This window comes from Candidatus Paralachnospira sp. LCP21S3_A2, assembly GCF_052118925.1.
Lineage (GTDB): Bacteria > Bacillota > Clostridia > Lachnospirales > Lachnospiraceae > Lientehia.
Map to the genome: position 1 here is coordinate 40,662 of NZ_JBQKGG010000013.1, position 21,427 is coordinate 62,088.

The window sequence follows — 21,427 nt, forward strand, 5'->3', positions numbered from 1 at the left end:
GAAAGATCCTGTGGTTTTATTTCTGTCTCTTTTTCTTTTCGATTTCTTTCTTCCTCTGGCGTACCAGCTCTGCCTGCTCTTCATTGATCAGCTTCAGCGTCTTTACCACAAAGACTCCGCCGTGCTCCGCCTTTTTAATCCGAAGCTTTCCCTTCATGTAGCCATGCTCCGGGCAATATGCCAGGCACAGATAATTCTTTCCGCCGATCATAAACCAGCGGATCTTTTTCCGCAGTCTTCTTCCGCAGCAGTAGCACTGCGTTGAAGTGATCTCCCGGTCAGCCATGGCCTCCTCCCTGGTGGAAAACACACGGGACACGCTCTTGGCATATCGGTCAAACACCAGCGAAAGCTCCTCTTCTTTTTTATCCGGCAGAAGGAAATAGTCCACGGAAATATACTGCTTTACCGCCTCCAGATCCATCTTCTGCATAACACGGACCGTATAAATCGTATCATCGATGGCCCGATGAAACGGAATGTCCTCCGGGATTCCAAGCTGTTCCACTGCTGTTTTCAGAGAACAGCGGTCTTTCCCATCGCTGTAAAGAAGGCTGTAAAGCTTCTGGATATCATAATAAAATGCCAGCTTTGGAAATGGATTTTTCTGATGAAAATGTGAAAGATTGCGCTGAAGCTCCGTCAGATCCATGGAACCCCAGGTACAGATCAGATAATCGTCGCCGCACCAGTCCAGGAAATCCCGGATCACCGGCTTAAACCCACGGCACTGCTCCAGCTCCTTCACATCCAGATTCAGGATCTCCTTTGTCTTATAATGAAGCTGACGGTAGACCGCCGGTTTGATAAACTCATGAAACTGTCCGACCTCCTGAAGCTGCTCATCCAGCTTTACCGCGCCGATCTCTATGATCTCAAAGGGCATATCTCCGCATTTTCCGGCTCTTCCTCTCGGGCTCTGGTTCCACTCCAGATCCATCACAATATAATGCAAACAATTCACCGCCCAGTCTATTTAATAAATCGATCGATAGCCTTTTCCAGCTCGATCAGAACCTCCCGGTCACCCGATTCCACCGCATCAACAATACAGTGCTCAATGTGATCCTGAAGGATCACCTTTCCGGTGTTGTTAATGGCAGATTTCACCGCCGAAAGCTGGATCAGGACCTCACTGCAGTCCCTGCCCTCCTCCACCATGCGCTTGATGGATTCCAGATGCCCGATGGCCCTGCTGATCCGGTTCAGCACTGCCTTGGTATTCGTGTGGACATGGGGATGGCCGCCGTGCGTATGGATATGGGTATGCTCTGCTTCCTCCTCCTGCTCATGGCTGTGCCCCGTCATCCGCAGAGTCTCCTCCGCATGCACATGTCCGCCGTCTTCATGAAAATGCACACTGCTGACCCTGGGTGCCGCCTCATCGGAGGCCATAATCTGGCCGTGTGCCATCGGCTCACCATTTCCTCCGGGTCCGTGACTGTGGCGGATTACCGTTCCGTCTTCCCTGATATGAATATGTGTATTCTGTTCTCCCACCACTCGTTCTCCCGTCTTTTCCTGATCTTCTGTCCGGTGCCTTCACGGCGCTCCTGCTGTCCGGCTTCCTTACCGAAGCCACAATACGGTCATTTTATCATACTTTATCAGTCCGTACAAGCCCCCGCCCTGCTTCCTGCTGTTTCTATGAAGCCAGCTCAGTTCCTGACTGTTTCCTGACTTTTTCTGTTTTTACAGGATTTTCTATTTTCCTTTCCCTGTTCTTCTATTATAATGAATCTATACGGCGCTTTATCTGGCTTTGGTCATTTCGGTTAAGGCTGCTGTCGGACTCACATACCCGCCAACTATGATAGGAGGATTTTGACATGAATAAGAAAAAACTCGGATTCGGCCTTATGCGGCTCCCTTCTCTTGATCCTAACGACCGTGGCGCCATTGATATTCCCCAGGTCTGTCAGATGGTGGATCTCTTCCTGGAACGCGGCTTTACTTATTTTGATACTGCCTGGATGTACTGCGCCTTCAAGAGTGAAAACGCAGTCAAGACTGCTTTAGTGGATCGTCATCCCCGCGACAGCTTTACCCTGGCCGATAAGCTTCATGCCAGTTTCATTAAAACAAAAGAAGACCGGGATGCGGTCTTCAACGAACAGCGCCGCAAGACAGGCGTGGAGTATTTCGATTATTACCTGCTCCATGACTGCGGTTCTGATTTCTATAAAGTCTACAACGAACTGGACTGCTTTACCTGGTTAAAGGAAAAGAAGGAGCAGGGCCTTGTGAAGAAAATGGGCTTCTCCTTCCATGATACCCCGGAGCTTTTAGACGAGATCCTGACTCTTCATCCAGAAATGGAATTTGTTCAGCTCCAGTTAAACTATCTTGACTGGGACAGCGCCGGTGTCCAGTCCCATAAGTGCTACGATGTGGCAAAGAAACATGGAAAACCCGTCTTCGTCATGGAACCCGTCAAAGGCGGCACGCTTGCTCAGGTTCCCGATACGGTGGAGGATCTGTTCCGGGCGTATGATCCCGATGCATCCATTCCTTCCTGGGCGATCCGTTTTGCTGCCAGTCTGGAAAATGTGGAGATCGTTTTAAGCGGCATGAGCAACGTTGCACAGGTAGACGACAACACCTCCTACATGATGGATCTGAAGCCCTTAAATGAGGAAGAATACAGACTCATCGACAAGGCAGTAGCAGCCCTCAACGCAAACATCGCGATTCCCTGCACCGGCTGCTCCTACTGTACCGACGGCTGCCCCATGAACATTCCGATTCCCAAGTATTTCTCTCTTTACAACGCCGACAAGCAGGAAATCAAGAGCAAATGGTGGACCCCTCAGGGCTCCTACTATAACCGCCTGACCACCATCTTCGGCAAAGCAAGCGACTGCATTGCCTGCGGTCAGTGCGAAAGCATCTGTCCTCAGCACCTGCCCATCATCGAAGATATGGAAAAAGTCGCGGCATACTTTGAAAAATAAGTTAAGCACGCAGAAAAAGGTAGAAACAGCCATCGGCAAATGCATTTGCCAGTGGCTGTTTCTGACTTTTTGTATGGGCGGAACGCCCATACAGCCTCAGACAAAGGATCGCGCGCTTCTGCGCGCGAGACGACAGCCTGCATATGCAGGATGGTCTGTGGCCTGCGAGCTTACATTTATAAATCAACCTTATATCAATACGCGGAACGCCCATACAGCCTCAGACAGAGGATCGCGCGCCTCTATTTCAGTTTCTCATTCAATTTCTTATAGATCCGCTCCCGAATCCATGGCTCGCTGGAGCGTTTCACCGCTTCTTCCAGGGAAAACCATGCCACACGGCTGTTTTCATCCGGTTTATTGTGCACCGGAAGCGCCGGATCCGCCTCCAGCAGATATGTAACATTCAGATGCAGATGCGAAGACACATAGCTTCCATGCTTTTCGTGGCCGTTAACGGTCAGGATCTCCACCGAATAGATTTCCTCCGACACCGGTTTCACTTCTGTAAGTCCGCTTTCTTCCATGACCTCCCTCATAGCTGTTTTCAGCAGATCCCGCTCCCCATCTGCATGACCACCCAGCCAGGCCCAGGAATCATACAGGTTATGGTAGGCCATAAGAACCTGTTTCCGATCCGGGCTCACCACCCAGCCGGATGCCGTAACATGGGCGGCAGTATTCTCTCTCGTATATAACGCTTCTCCCCGCGCCAGCCGGGCCAGGATTTCCTCCTGATCCCGCGCTTCCTGCTCATTCCAGGGACAAAATTTTTCAAGTGCCTTCTCCAGCTCCATCCGTTATCCTCTTTTTCGTCATTTTTCTTATCAGTCTACCACTCTTTCCGACGGTCTGCAAGAGACCGGCCGGAAACATACTGCCGGCTGTAAATCTCCCCTTGACGCTCATGCCCCACTGGGGTATGATGAAGAAAAGGAGGTGCTGTATTCATGAAGGTAACGTTGAATCCCGATGCTGAGATCGTACGGACCGTAAAAGAAGGGCTCAAACGGACCGGCGGATACTGTCCCTGCCGGCTGGAACGAACGGAGGACAACAAGTGTATGTGCAGGGAGTTCCGGGAACAGATCAAAGATCCGGACTTTAAGGGATTTTGTCACTGTATGCTCTATTATAAAGGCTGACGAGGAACCTCTGCCGACTTTATGAAAGGATGATTATCATGTCTGAAATTACACTTACCGAACTGAATTTTGAGAAAGAAGTACTGCAGTCGGATCTGCCGGTCCTGGTAGACTTCTGGGCAGACTGGTGCGGCCCCTGTAAAATGCTGGCGCCGACCGTTGCGGAGATCGCCGACGAGTATCAGGGAAAGGTAAAGGTTGGAAAAGTGAATGTTGATGAACAGATGGGACTTGCCATGAAGTATCATGTTGTCAGCATTCCCACCGTAATCTGCTTCAAGAACGGTGAGCCCGCCGGAAAAACAATCGGATTCTGCTCAAAAGAAGAACTGACTGCTCTGATCTGACAGAACGGGACGCATCCCAGCCAGCTTTTATAGGATTTCGATTTCACAATGCCCTTTATGCTTGTTTCACAGGACACACTTTCCTATGAACCCAGAAAGGTGCGATTCCATTTCCGGAACCGCACCTCTTTTGTTTTCCTTGAATCCCCGGCCTAATCCAGAAGATTCGTCATGCTCCGCAGGCTGACGCCCAGGGTAGACGCATTATGTAATAATGCCGATGTGGCCGGCTGTAACACTCCGACTGCACCAAGACCAATCAGAGCGCCGTTGAAGCCGATGACAAACCGGTAATTGGAATGGATTCGCTTCATCAGTGCATCCGATAATTTCCGAAGATTTACCAGCTCAAACAGATCGTCTGCCGCGATGGTCACGTCGGCAATTTCTCTGGCGATGGCCGCACCGCTGTTGACCGCAATTCCTACATCTGCCGCAGAAAGCGCCGGAGAATCGTTAATGCCGTCGCCAAGCATAATGACCGCATGACCGGCCTTCCGTTCTGCCTCCACGAAGTTTGCCTTGTCCTCAGGCAGTACCTCGGAACGATACTCATCCACACCGACCTGTGCGGCAATGGCTGCTGCCGTCCGCTCGCTGTCGCCGGTGAGCATAACTGTCTTTTTGATTCCAAGAGCCTTCAGTGCCTTTACGGCGTCTGCCGCCTCTTCCCGGAGAGGATCCGCGATACAGATGACTGCCGCCAGTTCTCCGGCAATGGCAAGATACAGATGGCTGTACTGCACCGGAAGACTGTCAAAGGCCTCCTGCTCCTCCGGCTTGATCACACAGCCCTCATCCTCGAATACAAAATGATGACTTCCGATGATGACCTTTTTCCCGCCAACCGTACTGGCGATCCCATGGGCCACCAGATACTGAACCTGGGAATGCATCTCTTCATGGGCAAGTCCGCGCTCTTTTGCCGCCTGTACCACCGCATTGGCCATGGAATGAGGGAAATGCTCCTCCAGGCAGGCTGCCAGACGCAGCATATCATCTTCTTTCCGTCCGCCAAAGGTCACGATCTTCGCCACGACAGGACTTGCATACGTCAGAGTTCCTGTCTTATCGAACACGATGGTGTCTGCCTTTGCCAGCGCTTCCATATATTTCCCACCTTTAACCGTGGCATGGCAGGTGCTTGCCTCACGCATCGCCGAGAGCACCGCCAGCGGCATGGACAGCTTCAGCGCACAGGAAAAATCGACCATGAGCACAGAAAGCGCCCTTGTCACATTTCTCGTCATCAGATATACCAGTCCGCTGCCCACAAGGGTATAAGGAACCAGCTTGTCCGCCAGGCTGGACGCCTGGTTTTCCACTGCGGATTTCAGCCGCTCCGACTGCTCGATCATGGTAACGATCTTATCATACCGTCCGGTTCCGGACTGCTTCGTTACCCGGAGAACCCATTCGCCCTCCTCAATGACGGTTCCTGCATAAACAGCAGAGCCGGGACGCTTTGCAACCGGAATGGATTCCCCGGTTAAGGACGCCTGATTTACCATGGCCTCACCCTCGGTCACAACACCATCCAGCGGGATCATGCCGCCAACCCGGACGCAGACCTCATCGCCCGCCTGAATCCTGGAGATCGGTGTCAGAACCTCTTCGTCTCCGGTCTTTAACCATACCCGGTCGATGTTCAGAGACATACACCGTGCCAGATCATCCATGGACTTCTTCCTGGTCCATTCCTCCAGAAGCTCACCCAGCCGCAGAAGGAACATAACCGAGCCGGCCGTTCCGAAGTCCTGGCGAACCAGAGAAATTCCGATGGAAACACCGTCCAGCAGCTCCACCTTCATCCGACGCTTTGCTACGCATCTGGCCGCACGCCATACATAGGGAATTCCGCAGCATACCGTATAAATGGCATTTAACGGAGCCGGAAGATACAGACGTCTTAAAAACTTGAACGCCGTCATGCTGACCAGCTTTTCCTGATAGGTTCTGTTCAGCTCCCGGCTGCTGTGGATCGGCATCAGAGCATCCATGCCCTTTGCCTGATAGGAAAACCGGCTGATGGCCGTGATCAGTTCATTCCGGTCGCTCTGATAACAGATCACGGCACAGCAGGTCCGTTCATGAACGGTGGCCTGAGACACGCCCTTTAACTGCCCCAGCCATGCCTCAAACAGATCGGCCTGCTCCAGCGTCATCCGTTTCTGTACCGCGCGGATACGGATCCGCCCGCGGCTTTCATGTTCAATCTGAAATTTCATAATTCTTCTGCTGCTTCTTCCTTTTCATCACATGCGCAGGACTCTTCGCACTTGCCTTCATCCTCACATCCACATTCTTCCGAAGCATCTTCAACGGTCTCTGCTGCAGCGGCGCGGTTCTCATTGATCTCCTTTGCATCTGCCAGAATATCTCCCGCGTTCTCCTGTACCGTTGTCACAGTGCTCATTACACTGTCTTTCATCCGAAGGACGGCAGCTGTTATGTTCGTGTATACTTTCTTTGCGTCCTTGCTGGATAAGAGCTTGATTCCTGCACTCCCGAATAAAGTGCCGCCTACAAACAACGCTAATTTCTTATAATCTTTTGCCATGATACAATTCCTCCTTTGAATAACCGCATATTATATCCTGAAACCCCGTCTTGTCAAGCGCAACCTTCCTTCCTGATATTTTTTTCATTTAGCCCGTCATAAAATTCTCTCTTCCCCTCCACCGTTTTTTTCTGTATAATGGTCTGTACCATCTTGCAGTTATGACCGGAGGAATTTTATGGCAGCAGATATGAAAGAAACCATCGCACTGGCAGCCAGAACCCTGCTCTTTGAAAAGCGGGTCAAAAAGCTTACCGTAAAGGATATTGTGGAAAAATGCCGGATCACCCGACAGACCTTTTATTATCATTTTGCAGATATTCCGGATCTTCTGCGCTGGGCTATGAAACAGGGGATCACACACTGGCTGAAGGGCATGGATTCCCAGGCCGGGCCGGAGGAAAAGCTTCGCTTCTTCTTTCTGACTGCGGTTAATTCCATTCCCTATATCCGCCGCAGCCAGAATACCAACTATGCTGCGGAAATCCGCGGTATGCTGACCGATCAGGCTTATGATATTTTTGACAGCTTCGCCAGAAGCCGTCATCTGTATGCCGATCTGAGCCAGTCCCAGTTCGACCTGGTAAAGCGCTACCACTGCCAGGCCATTATGGGCATCCTTGCCGGCTGGACCGATGCCGACAGTGAAAATCTGGATGAGATCGTCCATACAGTTTACCGTCTTATCACTGAAGGAATCCCGCCACAGACGAAAGCAGGGCCTTGCCCCACAGTAAAATAGACCCGGGAGATCTCTTTCCGAGATCTCCCTTTTTCATTTTCTTTTACACTTTTCCGTTTTTGTCTATACACCATTCAAAACCTGTCAGTTGCACTTTTCTCCGTTCCCGGCTAAAATAAGTAACGTTTCAAGGAAAGACCATATCCGTCTGCAAGGAGGAATCAACATGCCGGATACCACACTTTGCATCAAGCTGGAGCAGCTTGACTGCGAAATCAGCAGGCTGAGAGATCAGCTCAGCCAGATCAGCTCCATGACCGGCGAACAGCGCGATGCCATGATCCGCACGCTTCGGAGTGAAATCAGTAACAATCAGCAGATTCTTCGGAATAACATGAAATATTCTCACGCAAAAACCGCCAGGATCCTTTTTGAATCCTATGATCAGGTCGAGCAGATCATCTGTCAGACGAAGGAGCAGCTAAAGCAGACCTGCCCCGATGATTTTCTGATGACCCAGTCGGCGGAATCAAAGCTTCTGCGGGCAGAATATGCCTTGGATTTCGCCGTTCAGACTGCGGAGCGGGCGCTTCTGGCAGCACTGGAAGCCCTGGCTGCGGAAGAAAAAGAACTAAACAGCCGCAGAGAATAAGCATCGGCAGTTTCCCTGGCAGTTCCAGGCTATGACAACATCAAGGAGGACTAACGTGTTAAAACTTTTGAAAAAAATGAGAAAACGGGAATGGGGCATGGCCGGTTTATGTGTGCTCCTGATCCTGGGGCAAATTTATTTTGACTTAAAGCTTCCCGATTACATGAGCAGCCTGACCGTGCTCATCGAGACCCAGGGCAGTACGATCGCCCAGGTTGGCCGGGAGGGCCTAAAAATGCTGGGCTGCACCCTTGTCAGTGCCTTCTTGAGCATCCTCTGCGGTTATCTTGCCGCCCAGGTTGCTTCCGGCTTCACTTATACCACCGGTGAAAAGGTCTTTCATAAGGTTGCCGATTTCGGACAGGAACAGATGCAGGCCTTCTCCGTTCCCAGCCTGATCAACCGTACCACCAACGATATCACCCAGATCCAGATGTTCCTGGCAATGGGACTGCAGATCCTGATCAAGGCTCCCATTATGGCTGTCTGGGCGGTCATCAAGATCATCGGAAAGAGCTGGACGCTTTCTGTGATCACTGCCGGCTTCGTTGCTGCCCTTCTGGTGGTTATGCTTACCATCGTGACCATTATCCTTCCCCGGATCAAGCGTGTTCAGAAGCTGACCGACAACATCAACCGGATCTCCAGAGAAAATTTAACCGGCATCAATGTCGTTCATGCCTTCAACGCCGAGCAGTACCAGGAGGATAAATTCGAGAAGGCCAACGATATTCTGATGAACACCCAGCTCTTTAACCAGCGGGGAATGGCAGTCCTCATGCCAACCGTCACCTTTGCCATGAATGCCCTGGCTCTGGTGATCTACTGGGTCGGTGCTTCCATCGTGGAAAACACGGCACTGACCGATATGACCGGCCGGATCTCCCAGTTCAGCAACATCGTCGTATTCGGAACATATGCCACCTACGTCATCATGTCCTTTATGATGATGGTCATGATCGTCATGCTGCTTCCCTATGCCCAGGTTTCCGCCGGACGTATCAACGAGGTGCTGGACACAGAAATCGGGCTGAAAGAAGGCACTGCTTCTGAAGCCCCCGAACAGGGTACTCTGGAATTTAAAGATGTTTCCTTTCATTATCCTTCCTCCTCCGGAAAGGATGTCCTGGAGCATGTAAGCTTTAAGGTCAATAAGGGAGAGACCATCGCCTTCATCGGTGCCACCGGAAGCGGTAAGACTACCCTGGTCAGCCTGGCGGCGCGGTTCTATGATGTCTCCTCCGGAGAGGTGCTGCTGGACGGCAGAAATATCCGGGATTACAGCTTCGATGCGCTTTACAACCGGATCGGCTATGTAACCCAGAAGGCCGTACTCTTCGCCGGTGATATCCGCGAAAACGTCCTGTTCGGTGAAAGCACCGCTGCCCCTACGGATGAAAACGTAACACAGGCACTGTCTCTCGCTCAGGCAACAGAATTTGTATCAAAGCTTCCCAATGGCATTCATGCCCCCATCACCGAGGGAGGCAGCAATGTCTCCGGTGGTCAGAAGCAGCGTCTGTCCATTGCTAGAGCACTGGCACGAAAGCCGGAGATCCTGATCTTTGACGACTCGTTCTCCGCCCTGGATTACAAAACCGATTCCATGCTGCGCAAAGGCCTGGCCGAACAGTTAAACGGCACCACCTGCATGATCGTGGCACAGCGGATCGGCACCATCAAAAACGCCGATAAGATTGTCGTTCTGGACGAAGGAAAAGCCGTGGGCATCGGAACACATGAAGAGCTTCTGAAGAACTGTTCTGTCTACCGCGAGATTGCCATGTCACAGCTGTCCGAAAAAGAGCTCGGTGCATAAGGGAGTGAAATCGATTATGAATAACAGAAGAATGATGAACCGCGGCATGAATGTGCCGGAAAAGAGTAAGCGTGGGATTACCGGTGTCCTTCAGGAAATGATTTCCTACTCCGGAAATATTCTGATCCCCATGATCGCAGCAATGGTTCTGGCCATCGCCGGAGCAGTCCTGACCCTCATCGGACCTAACCAGCTCCGCCGGATCACGGATCTGATCGCAGACGGACTGACCTCCTCCATTGACCTGACTGCCATCGGAAGGGTCGGAGTAATGCTTCTGATCTTTTATCTGTGCAGCAGCCTGTTTACCTATATTGAACATTACATTATGGCCACCATCACCTTAAAGCTCTCCTGGAAGATGCGGCAGGATCTCTGTAAAAAGATCAACCGCGTTCCCATGAAATGCTTCGGAAAGATCTCCTATGGTGATATTTTAAGCCGTGTGACCAACGATGTCAGCACCTTCCAGCAGGCCATGGCCAACAGCCTGCCCTCCATGATCAGTGCCATCTTTCAGTTTCTCGGCTGCCTGCTCATGATGTTTGTGACCGAATGGCGGATGGCTCTGGCTGCCATCCTTGTAACGCTTCTTGGCTTTGCACTCATGGCCTTCATTATGAAACGCTCTCAGAAATTCTTTATCGCCAGACAGGAAAGCCTTGGCCGCATGAACGGCTACATTGAGGAGATCTACTCCGGCCATGCCGTTGTCCGCCTTTCCAGAGCAAACAATCATGTGAAGAAAACCTTCAATGAAATGAACCGTCAGGTCTATGAGGCCAGCCGGAAAAGCCAGTTCCTCTCCGGTATCATGCAGCCTCTGATGACCGTCATCGGAAACCTGGGCTATGTGGCTGTCTGCGTTCTCGGCGCCGTGTTAGTTATGAACGGCCAGATCACCTTCGGCGTGATCACCGCCTTTATCATGTATGTGCGTCTCTTCACCTCCCCTCTGACCACTCTGGCGCAGGGTATGACCCAGATGCAGAGTGCCGCAGCCGCCGGTGACCGGATTTTTGACTTCCTACAGGAGGAAGAGCTTTCCGATGAGAGTGCAAAGACAACACGCCTTACGGATGTCCGCGGAGAAGTAGAATTTTCTCATGTGAAATTCAGCTACCCCAGCACACCGGACAAGATCATCATCAAGGATTTCTCCGCCCATGTGCTGCCCGGCCAGAAGGTTGCCATCGTCGGCCCCACCGGCGCCGGAAAAACGACCATGGTAAACCTGCTGATGCGGTTTTATGAGGTGAACAGCGGAAACATCCGCATTGACGGAATCCCCACCTCTGAGCTGACCCGGGAGAACGTCCATGACCTCTTCGGCATGGTGCTTCAGGACACCTGGCTCATGGAGGGAACCGTCCGTGAAAACCTTGTTTACAACCATACGGATGTCACTGACGAACAGTTAGAGCACGCCTGCCGGGCCTGTGGGATTTACCACTTTATCGAAACACTCCCTCAGGGCTTTGATACGGTTCTTGGGGAAAACATTGCCGTTTCTGCCGGACAGAAGCAGCTTTTCACCATCGCACGCGCCATGATACAGAACAGCCCCATGCTGATCCTCGATGAAGCTACCAGCTCCGTCGATACCAGAACGGAACTGATCACCCAGAAAGCAATGGATCAGCTGACCGAGTGCCGTACCAGCTTTGTTATCGCCCACCGTCTTTCTACAATAAAAAACGCCGACCTGATCCTCGTAATGAAGGACGGCGACATCATCGAGCAGGGCAGCCACGAGGAGCTTCTGGCAAAGGGCGGCTTCTATGCCGATCTCTACAACAGCCAGTTTGAAATAAGGCTACCGCAATCCCACTGGCTTTAGACGGTGGGTTAAGGTAGCCAAAAATCAGAAATTATTGTATACTCATGGCATGGGAACATGGAAATCTAAAAACAGACACAAATACCTATTACAATATCACATTATTTTTGTCTGTAAATATAGGAAGAAATTACTGGTTTCGAGGCAGATATCAGATGATATAAAACAGTTTTCGTATGAAATATGTCAGAGACACAGTGTGATAATAAGATATATGGAAACAGATAAAGACCACATTCACTATATGATAGAGACAGAACCAACAATGTCTATTAGTAAGATTGTAAACCTGATGAAGAGCTATACAACATACCATATATGGAAAAGATATCTCCAATATTTACGAAAATAATTCTGGAAAGAACATACCTTTTGGACAGATGGATATTTTGCCTGTAGTGTAGGAAATGTATCGGAAGAAATGCGGAAGAGATATATAGAAAATCAAGGTTGAGAAAGACGGTGACAGTGGATGTTAAAGTCATATAAATATAGAATATATCCAAATAATGAGCAGAAAATACAGATTGCAAAAACATTTGGCTGTTGCCGTTTTGTATATAATCAGACACTGGCATACCGGAAAGAAGTATATGAGAAAGAGAAAAAATCAGTTAGTAAAACCGACTGTAACAATTACTGCAATAGACAATTAAAGAAAGAGTATGAATGGCTGAAAGAAGTGGATAAATTTGCTCTGACAAATGCGATTTACAACATGGATGCTGCATACCAGAAGTTTTTCAAGGAACACGCAGGTTATCCGAAGTTTAAGAGTAAACACAATAATCATAAGTCATATACAACAAATGTTACGAATGGCAATATAACAGTAGATTTCGGGTGCAATAGAGTAAAACTGCCTAAATTAAAAGGAATAAAAGCAAAACTGCATAGAAATTTTATCGGACAGATAAAATCGGCAACGATATCACAAGTTCCGAGTGGAAAATATTATGTATCAATTTTAGTGGAAACAGAACACGTGGAACTGCCACATATAAATCAAAATACAGGAATAGATTTAGGTATTAAGGAGTTATGTATTACTTCTGCTGGAAAGAAATACGAAAATCCAAAAATCATCAGAAAACACGAAAAAAAACTGATGAAACTGCAAAGGCAGTTAGCCCATAAAGAGAAAAGAAGTCAAAATTACTACAAAACAAAGAAAAAGATAGCATTATGCCATGAAAAAATAACAAATACAAGAAAAGATTATCTGCACAAGATGTCCCATGAGATTATCAGCGAAAACCAAGTGATAGTTTCGGAAGATTTGCAGATAAAAAACATGGTAAAAAATCACCGTTTGGCAAAGTCTATAAGTGATGTATCATGGTATGAGCTGACAAGACAGTTAGAATATAAGGCAAAGTGGAATGGCAGGAAATATGTCAAAATAGACACATTCTATGCCAGTAGTCAGCTGTGTTCAGTCTGTGGATACCAAAATACAGAGACAAAAAATCTATCAGTAAGGGAATGGACATGTCCTGTCTGTGGAACAAATCATGACAGGGATATCAACGCAGCAAAAAATATACTGGAAGAAGGATTAAGACAAATAGCATAAAAATAACAATATAGGGCAGGGACTGCCCGAATTAACGCCTGTGGAGATAGTAGGTTACGAGGTCTGCGAAGCAGGAAGCCCATTGGCTTTAGACAATGGGTAGTTCACCAGGTATCTTAACCGGATCACAAAGCAGCTCCGGCTGCGGAAAGGAGTATTCCATGAAATCAATCGCCATTGAACGGGAATTCGGAAGCGGCGGCCGGGAGATCGGGATCCTGACTGCAAAGCTGGCCGGGATCCCCTATTACGACGGCGAGCTTTTAAAGAAAGCCGCCAGAGATCAGGGCGTTCCCGTCAGCATGCTGGAATATTATGATGAAAAGCGGAGCGGCAGCCTCCTCTACGACCTGTCCAGCTATGTGAACCAGATGCAGCTTCACCCCGGTATCACCGTCCACCAGCTCTTCTACGGACTTCAGAAGACCATGCGCAAGCTTTCCAAGGAAAGCCCCGCTGTCTTCATCGGCCGCTGTGCCACTGAAATCCTGAAGGACGACCCCGGCGCGCTGAGAGTCTACATCTACTCCTCCAGCCTGGATTCCAGAGTCCGCCGAACCATGAACAGCGAAGGCTGTTCGGAAGCAGCCGCCAGACAGCTGATCGATAAAAGAGACCGCCAGCGCCGCAACTATTTCAAATACTGGACCCAGAAGGACTGGGACGACCGCAAAAACTACGACATCGAGCTGAACACCAGTGTTCTCACCGCCGAAGAATGTGCAAATCTGCTGCTCAGCGTATGTTCTTAAACACGTTCACATTTTTTGCTTCATAGGACGCACTTTCCTATGAAACAAAAAATCACCGGGATATGCAGCGTTCCCAGTCTGCATACCCCGGCTTTCTTTTACTGCCTTATATATTCACTGAACTCCCTTGTAATTTCTTCCATCATAGCCGAATTCTGTCGGGAATATTCCTGGGCACTCTGAGCGATCGCGTTGGACGCATTCATCGCCTCCTGAACATATTCCTCCGTAAAGGCAAAGCTTGCCAGCGACTGGAGCAGTGTCGGCGCAACTGCCTCAAACGTCTCCTCCGGTGCAATGACTCCGTAAACATTGCTCAGTGCCATTGTCGGCATCGCATCCACCCCGTCAATCTCATAGCTTCCCATATCCACTACGGATCCCTGTATAATTCCGCGGCAGGATGCCCCCGATCCCGAAATCAGTGTACCGCTGATAACGGATTCATATACCGCCAGAGAGGAAAGTGCCGTTGTTATCTGCTTCTCCTCGCTCAGGGAAAAGCTCTGAATCGCCGGGAAGTTAAACGTTTCTCCCTGGATTGTCGTATACGCCTGGGCATAGCTGCTCATGGCATTTACTGCTGATAACACGGACGCCGGATCCAGAACCGGAAGAAGTGCCAGTCTTCCATCCATCCCGGTACTGATATACTTTTGCCGTCCCGCTTCACTTCGGAAATACGGCCCCAGTTCTCCAAAATAAAAGATCTGAATATCCGGATTGGACGGATCATACGCACGATATCCGAAGCCTGCATACTGGCCGACTGTCTCCAGCTTCCAGCCGCTCGGCAGATCCATACTGAAAAAGCCGCCGTCATAATGAGTCAGGGTATATGCGCTGCCCTTTGCGGTCGGAGTCCCGCCGCTTCCATTCCCGGTTCCATTGTCTGTTCCCGGCGTTGTCTGTCCGCCGTCTGCAGGTGTCTGGTTTGTACCGGAGGTGTCCGCCTGGAGCCTGGCATTCCCATAAGCAAGTCCCTTAATATCCAGCGTGGTCGCCAGATCACAGTCTACAATATAAACCATGCCGCCGGACTGCTGTGCCCTCTGCTCTGCATTGGACAGATAATCCGCCCAGCCCTGGTTGTCCAGTGGCGTAATCAGACTGTTCAGTCCATCCTCCGTTGCCGTGAACGGCAGGCAGGTGGTTTCAATCAGGAAATACTGGCCGGAGCCTGACCAGGTCTCCACCGCCGTCTGCGCATGACCCGGTGTCAAAACGATCATGGCGTGCATGCCTGCCGATTCCAGCACGCTGGCCATGAGCACCGCCGTCTCAATACAGATTCCCGATCCGCTCTGAAGCACCGCATCAGGCATAAGCACCCGCTGCGTCGCATTAAATGAATACGCTCCCATGTTATAGCGTACACCCATATTGCTGATGGCGCTCTGGATTGCCGCCACCTGATAATATGTCACATACTGCTCTTCTCCCTCACCAAAGCCGTACGCATACTGATAACCCGGCAGGATTCCATACTGGCTCCCGAAATTGCTCTCCAGCCAGGAAATCGCATTCCGCCGTACCGCCAGCACACCGTCCGTCTCCGGCGTCATCCAGGCCAGGATATTGTCATTCTGAATAATCCCGAACTCATCACTGCTGGTCTTATAATCATAAATACTGTAAATCTTCAGGTTTTTCGTTTCCTGCTCGATCACATCGCCCGTAGCCGTGTCCGTCACAGAAATCGTAAGCTGAGTGTCACGCCCGGACGAAAGATCCGGCATATCCGACAGCACCGGCGGTTTGATCATAAGATAGGTCATCTCCTCCGACAGCGTAACCTTCTGTTCATAAACCTGGGAGAATCCATCGATCTCCGCCCGTACCATAACACTGCTGATCCCCTTATCGGTGTAGAGAAGCAGGTTGGCCACAGAATCCATGGACGGATACAGGTTCGGATGGATCTCGTCCACCACAGACTTGTGGACATACACGACCGGGCTCTCCGTCTGATAACCGTTCTCCTGCACCGTTCCCTGTCTGCAGTCAGAAAGGATCTCCTCTCCGAGACGCTTCACACTGTTTTCCGCCACCTCTGCCGAATGGGTAAATTCCCAGCTCATAAGGTCAAAAATGGTCTCCTCATACTGAGCCGCCTCCAGTCCCATGCGGCTGATGAGCTGGTTGGCTGAATACAGCCGCAGCACATCCGAATACGCAAGTCCCTGGGACTGAGATTCCATGTACTTTAACAGAAGATCCATGGATCCCACATAATGAGGCCAGACATCGGACAGATAAGACGGCGTTTCCAACGCCAGAAGCTCTGTCTTTACCTGTCTCGCAGAATCATAAACCGTCTGGAGATACTGCTGAATCTCCGAATTGTCCGTTGCCATGGCTCCCATCAACGGCTGGAACGCATCATTCTGGGCGATATAGAATTCCAGCGTCTTTTTCATATCCTCCATGACTGCAAGACCGTCGGAAAAATATTCCTCCTGCGCGTCCTGAACGGCCTGTCCGGTCTCCGATTTTGCTGATACCTGTTCCGCCTCCTTCTTCAGATTCTGAAAGGCTTCGATATTCTGTTCCTGCTTTTCCAGACTTTCCCGGCACCGCTCCACAAAGCTGTCTACCGCCGAATCATCTGTCTGCATCTGTTCATACAGAATGCTGCAGGCGCCGCTCATCTCGTCAGCCATCGCCGCGGTTTCCATTAAAATTTCCTGTGCCTGCTCTACAGCCTTCCCTGTTCCTGCAAGAAATCTCTTATCAGCGGAAGCGCCCGCTCCTCCGCAGCCGCTCATGGACAGAATCACCGTTAAAACTGCCGCCAGGATCTGACGGCTCTGCTTCCTCTTTCTGTTCATTTTCACGCTCTCCCCTTTCCTTTTGCCGCACTCTCTGCTAGTATTATGTATATATCTATCGCTCGAAAGCTGTCAAAGCCCCCGGCTTTTCTGTCTCTATTATAAAAGATTCAGACAGCTTTCGCTGAGTTTTACCCCATCTGTCAATGCCAGCGGTGGTAATGCTTCCGATAGCAAAACAGATGACCGCTCAATCCTGCGGACTATGGCCCAGGTCGAAAGGATCTTACCTATGACATTTTCTGAACAGTTAAATCACTATATCCATCACATCGGCTGCTCCGCCAAAGAGCTTTCGGAGGTCTCCGGTCTCTCCGGCGCCACGATCAGCCGCTACCGGACCGGCGAGCGGATTCCCGACCCGAACAGCGAACAGCTGGCTAAGCTTGCGTCAGCGCTTTCGGCTCTGTCCATGCAAAAACAGACCGGTGGCTCTGCGGATTTCTCCGCGCCTGTGATCCTTGCGGTCTTCCGCTCCTCTCTCTCAAAAAATCAGGTGGATTTCTCCCGCCTGTCGGCCAACTTCAGCCATCTGACCGATCTTTTGGGCATCAGTATGACAGAGCTTGCCCGCGCCTTAAATTTTGATGCCTCCTATCTGTCCAGGATCCGCTCCGGAAAGCGGCGTCCCGCAGACCCGGAAGCCTTTGTGGACAGCGTCTGTGCCTATGTGCTCCGGCGCTTCTCCCGTCCGGATGATCGAATGAACCTGCTGCACCTGATCGGAAATGACACCGACACAACCGCTGCCGCCCACACAGGCGATCCTTCTGTCTCAGTCACAGAAGCCACGGCTGATACAGGCTCCGATGCACCGGCCTCCCGTACCGACTCCGATGCACCGGCCTCCCGTACCGATGAGGATGCCCTCCGCCTGCGCTTAAAGGACTGGCTCCTTGGCGCTGCACCGGACAATACAGCATCCGATCCCGGCGCATCCATGGAAGCTTTTCTGGAGAAGCTGGATCAGTTTGATTTAGATAAATATATCCGCGCGATCCATTTTAACGAACTGAAAATTCCGTTCGTTCCGTTCCGGCTTCCCACCTCCAGAACCTACTACGGGGTAGAATCTATGAAGCAGGGCGAACTGGATTTTTTTAAATCAACCGTACTCTCCCGTTCTATGGACCCGGTCTATATGTGCAGCGACATGCCCATGGCCGATATGGCGGCAGACACGGATTTCGCCAAAAAATGGATGTTTGCCATCGCCATGACAATCAAGAAGGGACTTCACATCAACATCATCCACAGCATCGACCGCCCCTTTGAGGAGATGATTCTGGGACTGGAAAGCTGGATTCCTCTCTATATGACCGGCCAGATCTCGCCCTTTTACTTAAAGGATCCCCAGACAAAGGTGTACCACCATTTTCTTTACACCTCCGGTCATGCCGCGCTGAGCGGGGAATGTATCAACGGGTATCATGACCATGGAAAATATTATCTCACCAACAACCGGGAGGAAACGGCCTATTACCGCAGACGCTCCATAGATCTGTTTTCCAGAGCACTGCCGCTTATGGAAATCTTCCGCAGCGAGAATGCCGATGCCTACGAAACATTTCTCCGGCTCAATCATCTTACCGAAGGAAACCGCCAGAACCGGCTCTCCTCTCTGCCTCTGTATACCATGCCGGAGCCTCTGCTGGCCTCCATTCTGGCCCGCCATCAGGTGTCCGGCGAGGATCAGAAACGGATTCTGGCCTTTGCCGGAACCGAGCGCCGCCGCATGGAAACCATTCTGGAGAAAAATCCGGTTCTCGATGAGGTTCCGAGGCTTTCTCCGGAGGAATTCCGGCAGTATCCCATGACACTCTCCCTCTCCGGTCTTTTTTATGAAACAGAGCTTCCCTATACCTACGAGGAATATCTGGCGCATCTGGAAGCTGCAAGGGCTTATGCCTCTGCTCATAAAAATTACAGCCTGCGGATCGGAGAGACACATGCCTTCCGCAATATCCAGATCCGGATCCTGGAGGATAAATGGGTCATCCTCTCCAAAAACAAGGCTCCCGTGATCCACTTTGTGATCCGGCACCCGCTCATGGTCTCCGCTCTGGAGAACTTCGCTGCTCCGGTGGTGGAGCTGTAAAAACGAATCGAACAACGGGCAGGCGCATCGCGCCTGCCCGTTGTTCGATCCATAGCAGCTTTTTCATTGTGTTATGTTAGGTTGTGTTATGTTGTGTTATCTTCTACCGCCGCTTCAGCTCTTCCCACTCCGGCCCGGCTTCCCAGCTTCCGTTCTTGCTTCCTACAAAGGTATCGCCCTTGCGGTACACATGATCATAGGCCACATCTGCCTCATAGGCACGCCCGGCAGAATCGGTATAGCTGTTGACGCCGCGGACTGCCTCGGAGTTCTTCCGATAGATCTCATCCATGCTCCTGCTGCGCTCCTCATAACCGGCCATAACAATATCGGAAGTCTCGGAAAGAGTTCTGGAGATCTGCTGGGAGCTGCGGATCGCATTCTGCTGCCGCTGCATATAGCCGTTCGCCATGATCTGCAGTACGTTCTGGAATTCCTCTTCCTGGAGTGCATAGTACGCCGGCCCCAGCCGGAGCTCCTCCATAAACCGGTCAAATATGTCGGACAGATCCCGTCCCTCCTCCCGGGGCCACATAAGAAGCATGTCATAATCACGACCCCAGTCAGAGGTCTGCCCCGGATTCTGGGCGATAGCCGCTCCGGTACCAAGACCGATCCCGCCAAGGAATCCAAGCCCTGCCAGACCGCCGCTCTTCAGCATATCCAGAAAGCTGTTCCCGGCCTGCTTCTGTGCCTTCAGTGCATCCGCCGTCCAGCACAGAGACATGGCAAAATATCCGTCATAAATCTGTCCGCCTCTGGAAAAGCGGAACCGGAAGCGGTACGCTCCCACCGCCACCTGACGCTTCAGTCTGGCCTCCGATTCCTGCTGAAACCGCGGCAGCCGGGCCTCCAGCTTCTGATTTTCCACAGGCTCCAGCCGTAGCTCCTCTGTCTGTCCCACTGTGGCACAGATCCGCTCTCTGGCATACTCCACAGGCTCCGATAGATGACGCCAGCAGGACATGCTTCCACCGTCACACCGGTAATCCTTCCGTCCCATGCTTCCGCCGGGCATATAGTTCCTGTAATATGCAAAGGGATAATACACAAGCTGCGCCCCGTCCGGCGATTCCAGTATAAGATCATATCCCACGGTATTCAGCGGAGAAGCGGATGAATCTGTCCGGACCCGGTAATTCCACCCCGCCGGAATATAGGTCTGAAACAGTGCGCCCCGCCCCTGATAGTCAATGGTTCTGATCTCTTTTTCCTGTCCCCGCAGCACATACTCCGTCCCGCAGTATTCACATTGGATCCTGGTGGCTCCCGGCCGGATCCTCATCGGACTTCCGCAGCACCGGCACTGTATCTCTTTATATTCCATGCCTTTTCCTCCCTGACTTTTATACCCTTCATTATAATGGATTTTCTTCCATATAAGCCCGCTTACCGCGGCAGGCATTGCCAGATCAGGAAAACCGACCCCTGCTGCTCTTTCTGTTTTCTTTCTTTTTTTCTATAATATGAACAGACAAACCTGAATGAAACGCATTTATCCACAAGCAAGGAGCTGCTTATGCACATCATACACATCCTGTACAATGACACCCTGTCAACCTCCGGCCGCCCCACTCCTGCCGGCTGTCCCGCCCCTTTCGGAGCTCGTTTCCGCCGGATCTTCCGCCTTCTTTTTACAGCTCTTGTCACAGCCTCCGCTCTGCTTCTGGGCGGCTGCGGCACAACCCGGAATTCTTCGGATCTGTCCGCAGGCTGCTGCAGCACAGCCCGGAATTCTTCGGATCTGTCCGCAGACGGTTCCGTTACAAAAGCCGCTTCTTCCGATTCAGCAGCTTCTGATACCCGTTCTGTTTTTTCGATCCTCGGCCCGGATGCTGAAGCGCTCGCCGCCTCCTGGAACGAATCCATCGTCACTGAAATCCTCTGGACCAGGAACGAGGAAGCCTCCGAAACTGTCACCATCCCAGCCGGTGCCGCCGAAATCCAGGAGCTGTTTCAGGCTCTTTCCGCGCTTCAGATCGGTAAACCGACCAATGAGATGAGCTCCGATGCCGAAGATCTCATCACGGTTTCCATGAACGATGGATCCTCTCTTACCCTCACCTTTAATAACGGAAATCTTGTATCCGGCAGAACCATCTATCAAACCTCCGGCAAAAAAGCATTCAACGCACTGAGGCGCACGTTGTTCCCGGAAGATTTTTAAGCTC

Annotated in this window: 18 protein-coding genes and 1 pseudogene; 12 read left to right on the forward strand and 7 right to left on the reverse strand. The window is 51.0% G+C overall.

Annotated features, from left to right (window positions below; genetic code table 11):
• Nucleotides 1-16: 16 nt before the first annotated feature.
• Nucleotides 17-964 carry an exonuclease domain-containing protein gene (locus ACTQ3K_RS09685; protein ID WP_441578597.1) on the reverse strand — a complete coding sequence of 316 codons (948 nt, stop codon included), beginning with the start codon at nucleotides 962-964 and terminating at the stop codon, nucleotides 17-19.
• Between the two features lie 8 nt (nucleotides 965-972).
• The gene (locus ACTQ3K_RS09690; RefSeq protein ID WP_441567494.1) at nucleotides 973-1,308 is read right to left on the reverse strand and encodes a metal-sensing transcriptional repressor; all 336 of its coding nucleotides are present in this window, start codon (nucleotides 1,306-1,308) and stop codon (nucleotides 973-975) included.
• A 521-nt stretch (nucleotides 1,309-1,829) separates the two neighbouring features.
• Here ACTQ3K_RS09690 and ACTQ3K_RS09695 point away from each other — a divergent pair.
• Nucleotides 1,830-2,954: an aldo/keto reductase gene (locus ACTQ3K_RS09695; RefSeq protein ID WP_441567437.1), complete on the forward strand. Its 1,125-nt coding sequence runs from the start codon at nucleotides 1,830-1,832 to the stop codon at nucleotides 2,952-2,954.
• Between the two features lie 242 nt (nucleotides 2,955-3,196).
• Here ACTQ3K_RS09695 and ACTQ3K_RS09700 read toward each other — a convergent pair whose 3' ends face one another.
• The gene (locus ACTQ3K_RS09700) at nucleotides 3,197-3,751 is read right to left on the reverse strand and encodes an NUDIX hydrolase (protein ID WP_441567435.1); all 555 of its coding nucleotides are present in this window, start codon (nucleotides 3,749-3,751) and stop codon (nucleotides 3,197-3,199) included.
• A 153-nt stretch (nucleotides 3,752-3,904) separates the two neighbouring features.
• On the opposite strand from ACTQ3K_RS09700, the gene ACTQ3K_RS09705 reads away from it, so the two are divergent.
• Together ACTQ3K_RS09705 and trxA are read left to right on the forward strand one after the other, a co-directional pair.
• The gene (locus ACTQ3K_RS09705) at nucleotides 3,905-4,099 is read left to right on the forward strand and encodes a ferredoxin-thioredoxin reductase catalytic domain-containing protein (protein ID WP_441567433.1); all 195 of its coding nucleotides are present in this window, start codon (nucleotides 3,905-3,907) and stop codon (nucleotides 4,097-4,099) included.
• Nucleotides 4,100-4,137: 38 nt separating this feature from the next.
• Nucleotides 4,138-4,446: a thioredoxin gene (trxA, locus tag ACTQ3K_RS09710; RefSeq protein WP_441567431.1), complete on the forward strand. Its 309-nt coding sequence runs from the start codon at nucleotides 4,138-4,140 to the stop codon at nucleotides 4,444-4,446.
• Between the two features lie 152 nt (nucleotides 4,447-4,598).
• On the opposite strand, the gene ACTQ3K_RS09715 is transcribed toward trxA, so the two are convergent.
• Nucleotides 4,599-6,674, reverse strand: a complete 2,076-nt coding sequence (locus ACTQ3K_RS09715) for a heavy metal translocating P-type ATPase (RefSeq protein WP_441567429.1) — start codon at nucleotides 6,672-6,674, stop codon at nucleotides 4,599-4,601.
• Nucleotides 6,671-7,006: a DUF6110 family protein gene (locus ACTQ3K_RS09720; protein ID WP_441567427.1), complete on the reverse strand. Its 336-nt coding sequence runs from the start codon at nucleotides 7,004-7,006 to the stop codon at nucleotides 6,671-6,673. The genes ACTQ3K_RS09715 and ACTQ3K_RS09720 overlap by 4 nt, the downstream gene beginning before the upstream one ends.
• 178 nt (nucleotides 7,007-7,184) lie before the next feature.
• On the opposite strand from ACTQ3K_RS09720, the gene ACTQ3K_RS09725 reads away from it, so the two are divergent.
• The 7 genes and pseudogenes from ACTQ3K_RS09725 (at nucleotide 7,185) to ACTQ3K_RS09755 (ending at nucleotide 14,327) form a co-directional block, all read left to right on the forward strand.
• Complete coding sequence (locus ACTQ3K_RS09725) at nucleotides 7,185-7,748, forward strand: TetR/AcrR family transcriptional regulator (RefSeq protein ID WP_441567425.1); 564 nt, start codon at nucleotides 7,185-7,187, stop codon at nucleotides 7,746-7,748.
• Nucleotides 7,749-7,914: 166 nt separating this feature from the next.
• The gene (locus tag ACTQ3K_RS09730) at nucleotides 7,915-8,340 is read left to right on the forward strand and encodes a hypothetical protein (protein ID WP_441567423.1); all 426 of its coding nucleotides are present in this window, start codon (nucleotides 7,915-7,917) and stop codon (nucleotides 8,338-8,340) included.
• 55 nt (nucleotides 8,341-8,395) lie between these two features.
• Nucleotides 8,396-10,159, forward strand: coding sequence for an ABC transporter ATP-binding protein (locus ACTQ3K_RS09735; RefSeq protein WP_441567421.1), 1,764 nt, complete (start codon nucleotides 8,396-8,398; stop codon nucleotides 10,157-10,159).
• Nucleotides 10,160-10,175: 16 nt separating this feature from the next.
• Nucleotides 10,176-11,999, forward strand: coding sequence for an ABC transporter ATP-binding protein (locus tag ACTQ3K_RS09740; RefSeq protein ID WP_441567419.1), 1,824 nt, complete (start codon nucleotides 10,176-10,178; stop codon nucleotides 11,997-11,999).
• Nucleotides 12,000-12,048: 49 nt separating this feature from the next.
• Nucleotides 12,049-12,453: pseudogene (gene tnpA, locus ACTQ3K_RS09745) on the forward strand (IS200/IS605 family transposase).
• Nucleotides 12,454-12,471: 18 nt separating this feature from the next.
• On the forward strand, nucleotides 12,472-13,575 hold the full coding sequence (gene tnpB / locus ACTQ3K_RS09750; RefSeq protein ID WP_441567417.1) for an IS200/IS605 family element RNA-guided endonuclease TnpB: 1,104 nt from the start codon (nucleotides 12,472-12,474) through the stop codon (nucleotides 13,573-13,575).
• 161 nt (nucleotides 13,576-13,736) lie between these two features.
• Nucleotides 13,737-14,327, forward strand: a complete 591-nt coding sequence (locus ACTQ3K_RS09755) for an AAA family ATPase (RefSeq protein WP_441567416.1) — start codon at nucleotides 13,737-13,739, stop codon at nucleotides 14,325-14,327.
• 98 nt (nucleotides 14,328-14,425) lie between these two features.
• Here the strand turns inward: ACTQ3K_RS09755 and ACTQ3K_RS09760 are convergent, their stop codons facing one another.
• Nucleotides 14,426-17,158, reverse strand: a complete 2,733-nt coding sequence (locus ACTQ3K_RS09760) for a transglutaminase-like domain-containing protein (RefSeq protein WP_441567414.1) — start codon at nucleotides 17,156-17,158, stop codon at nucleotides 14,426-14,428.
• 232 nt (nucleotides 17,159-17,390) lie between these two features.
• Here ACTQ3K_RS09760 and ACTQ3K_RS09765 point away from each other — a divergent pair, with 232 nt between their 5' ends.
• Nucleotides 17,391-19,256, forward strand: coding sequence for a helix-turn-helix transcriptional regulator (locus ACTQ3K_RS09765; protein ID WP_441567412.1), 1,866 nt, complete (start codon nucleotides 17,391-17,393; stop codon nucleotides 19,254-19,256).
• A gap of 103 nt (nucleotides 19,257-19,359) precedes the next feature.
• Here the strand turns inward: ACTQ3K_RS09765 and ACTQ3K_RS09770 are convergent, their stop codons facing one another.
• On the reverse strand, nucleotides 19,360-20,583 hold the full coding sequence (locus ACTQ3K_RS09770; RefSeq protein ID WP_441567410.1) for a hypothetical protein: 1,224 nt from the start codon (nucleotides 20,581-20,583) through the stop codon (nucleotides 19,360-19,362).
• A 192-nt stretch (nucleotides 20,584-20,775) separates the two neighbouring features.
• Here ACTQ3K_RS09770 and ACTQ3K_RS09775 point away from each other — a divergent pair, with 192 nt between their 5' ends.
• Complete coding sequence (locus ACTQ3K_RS09775) at nucleotides 20,776-21,423, forward strand: hypothetical protein (protein WP_441567408.1); 648 nt, start codon at nucleotides 20,776-20,778, stop codon at nucleotides 21,421-21,423.
• Nucleotides 21,424-21,427: the final 4 nt, after the last annotated feature.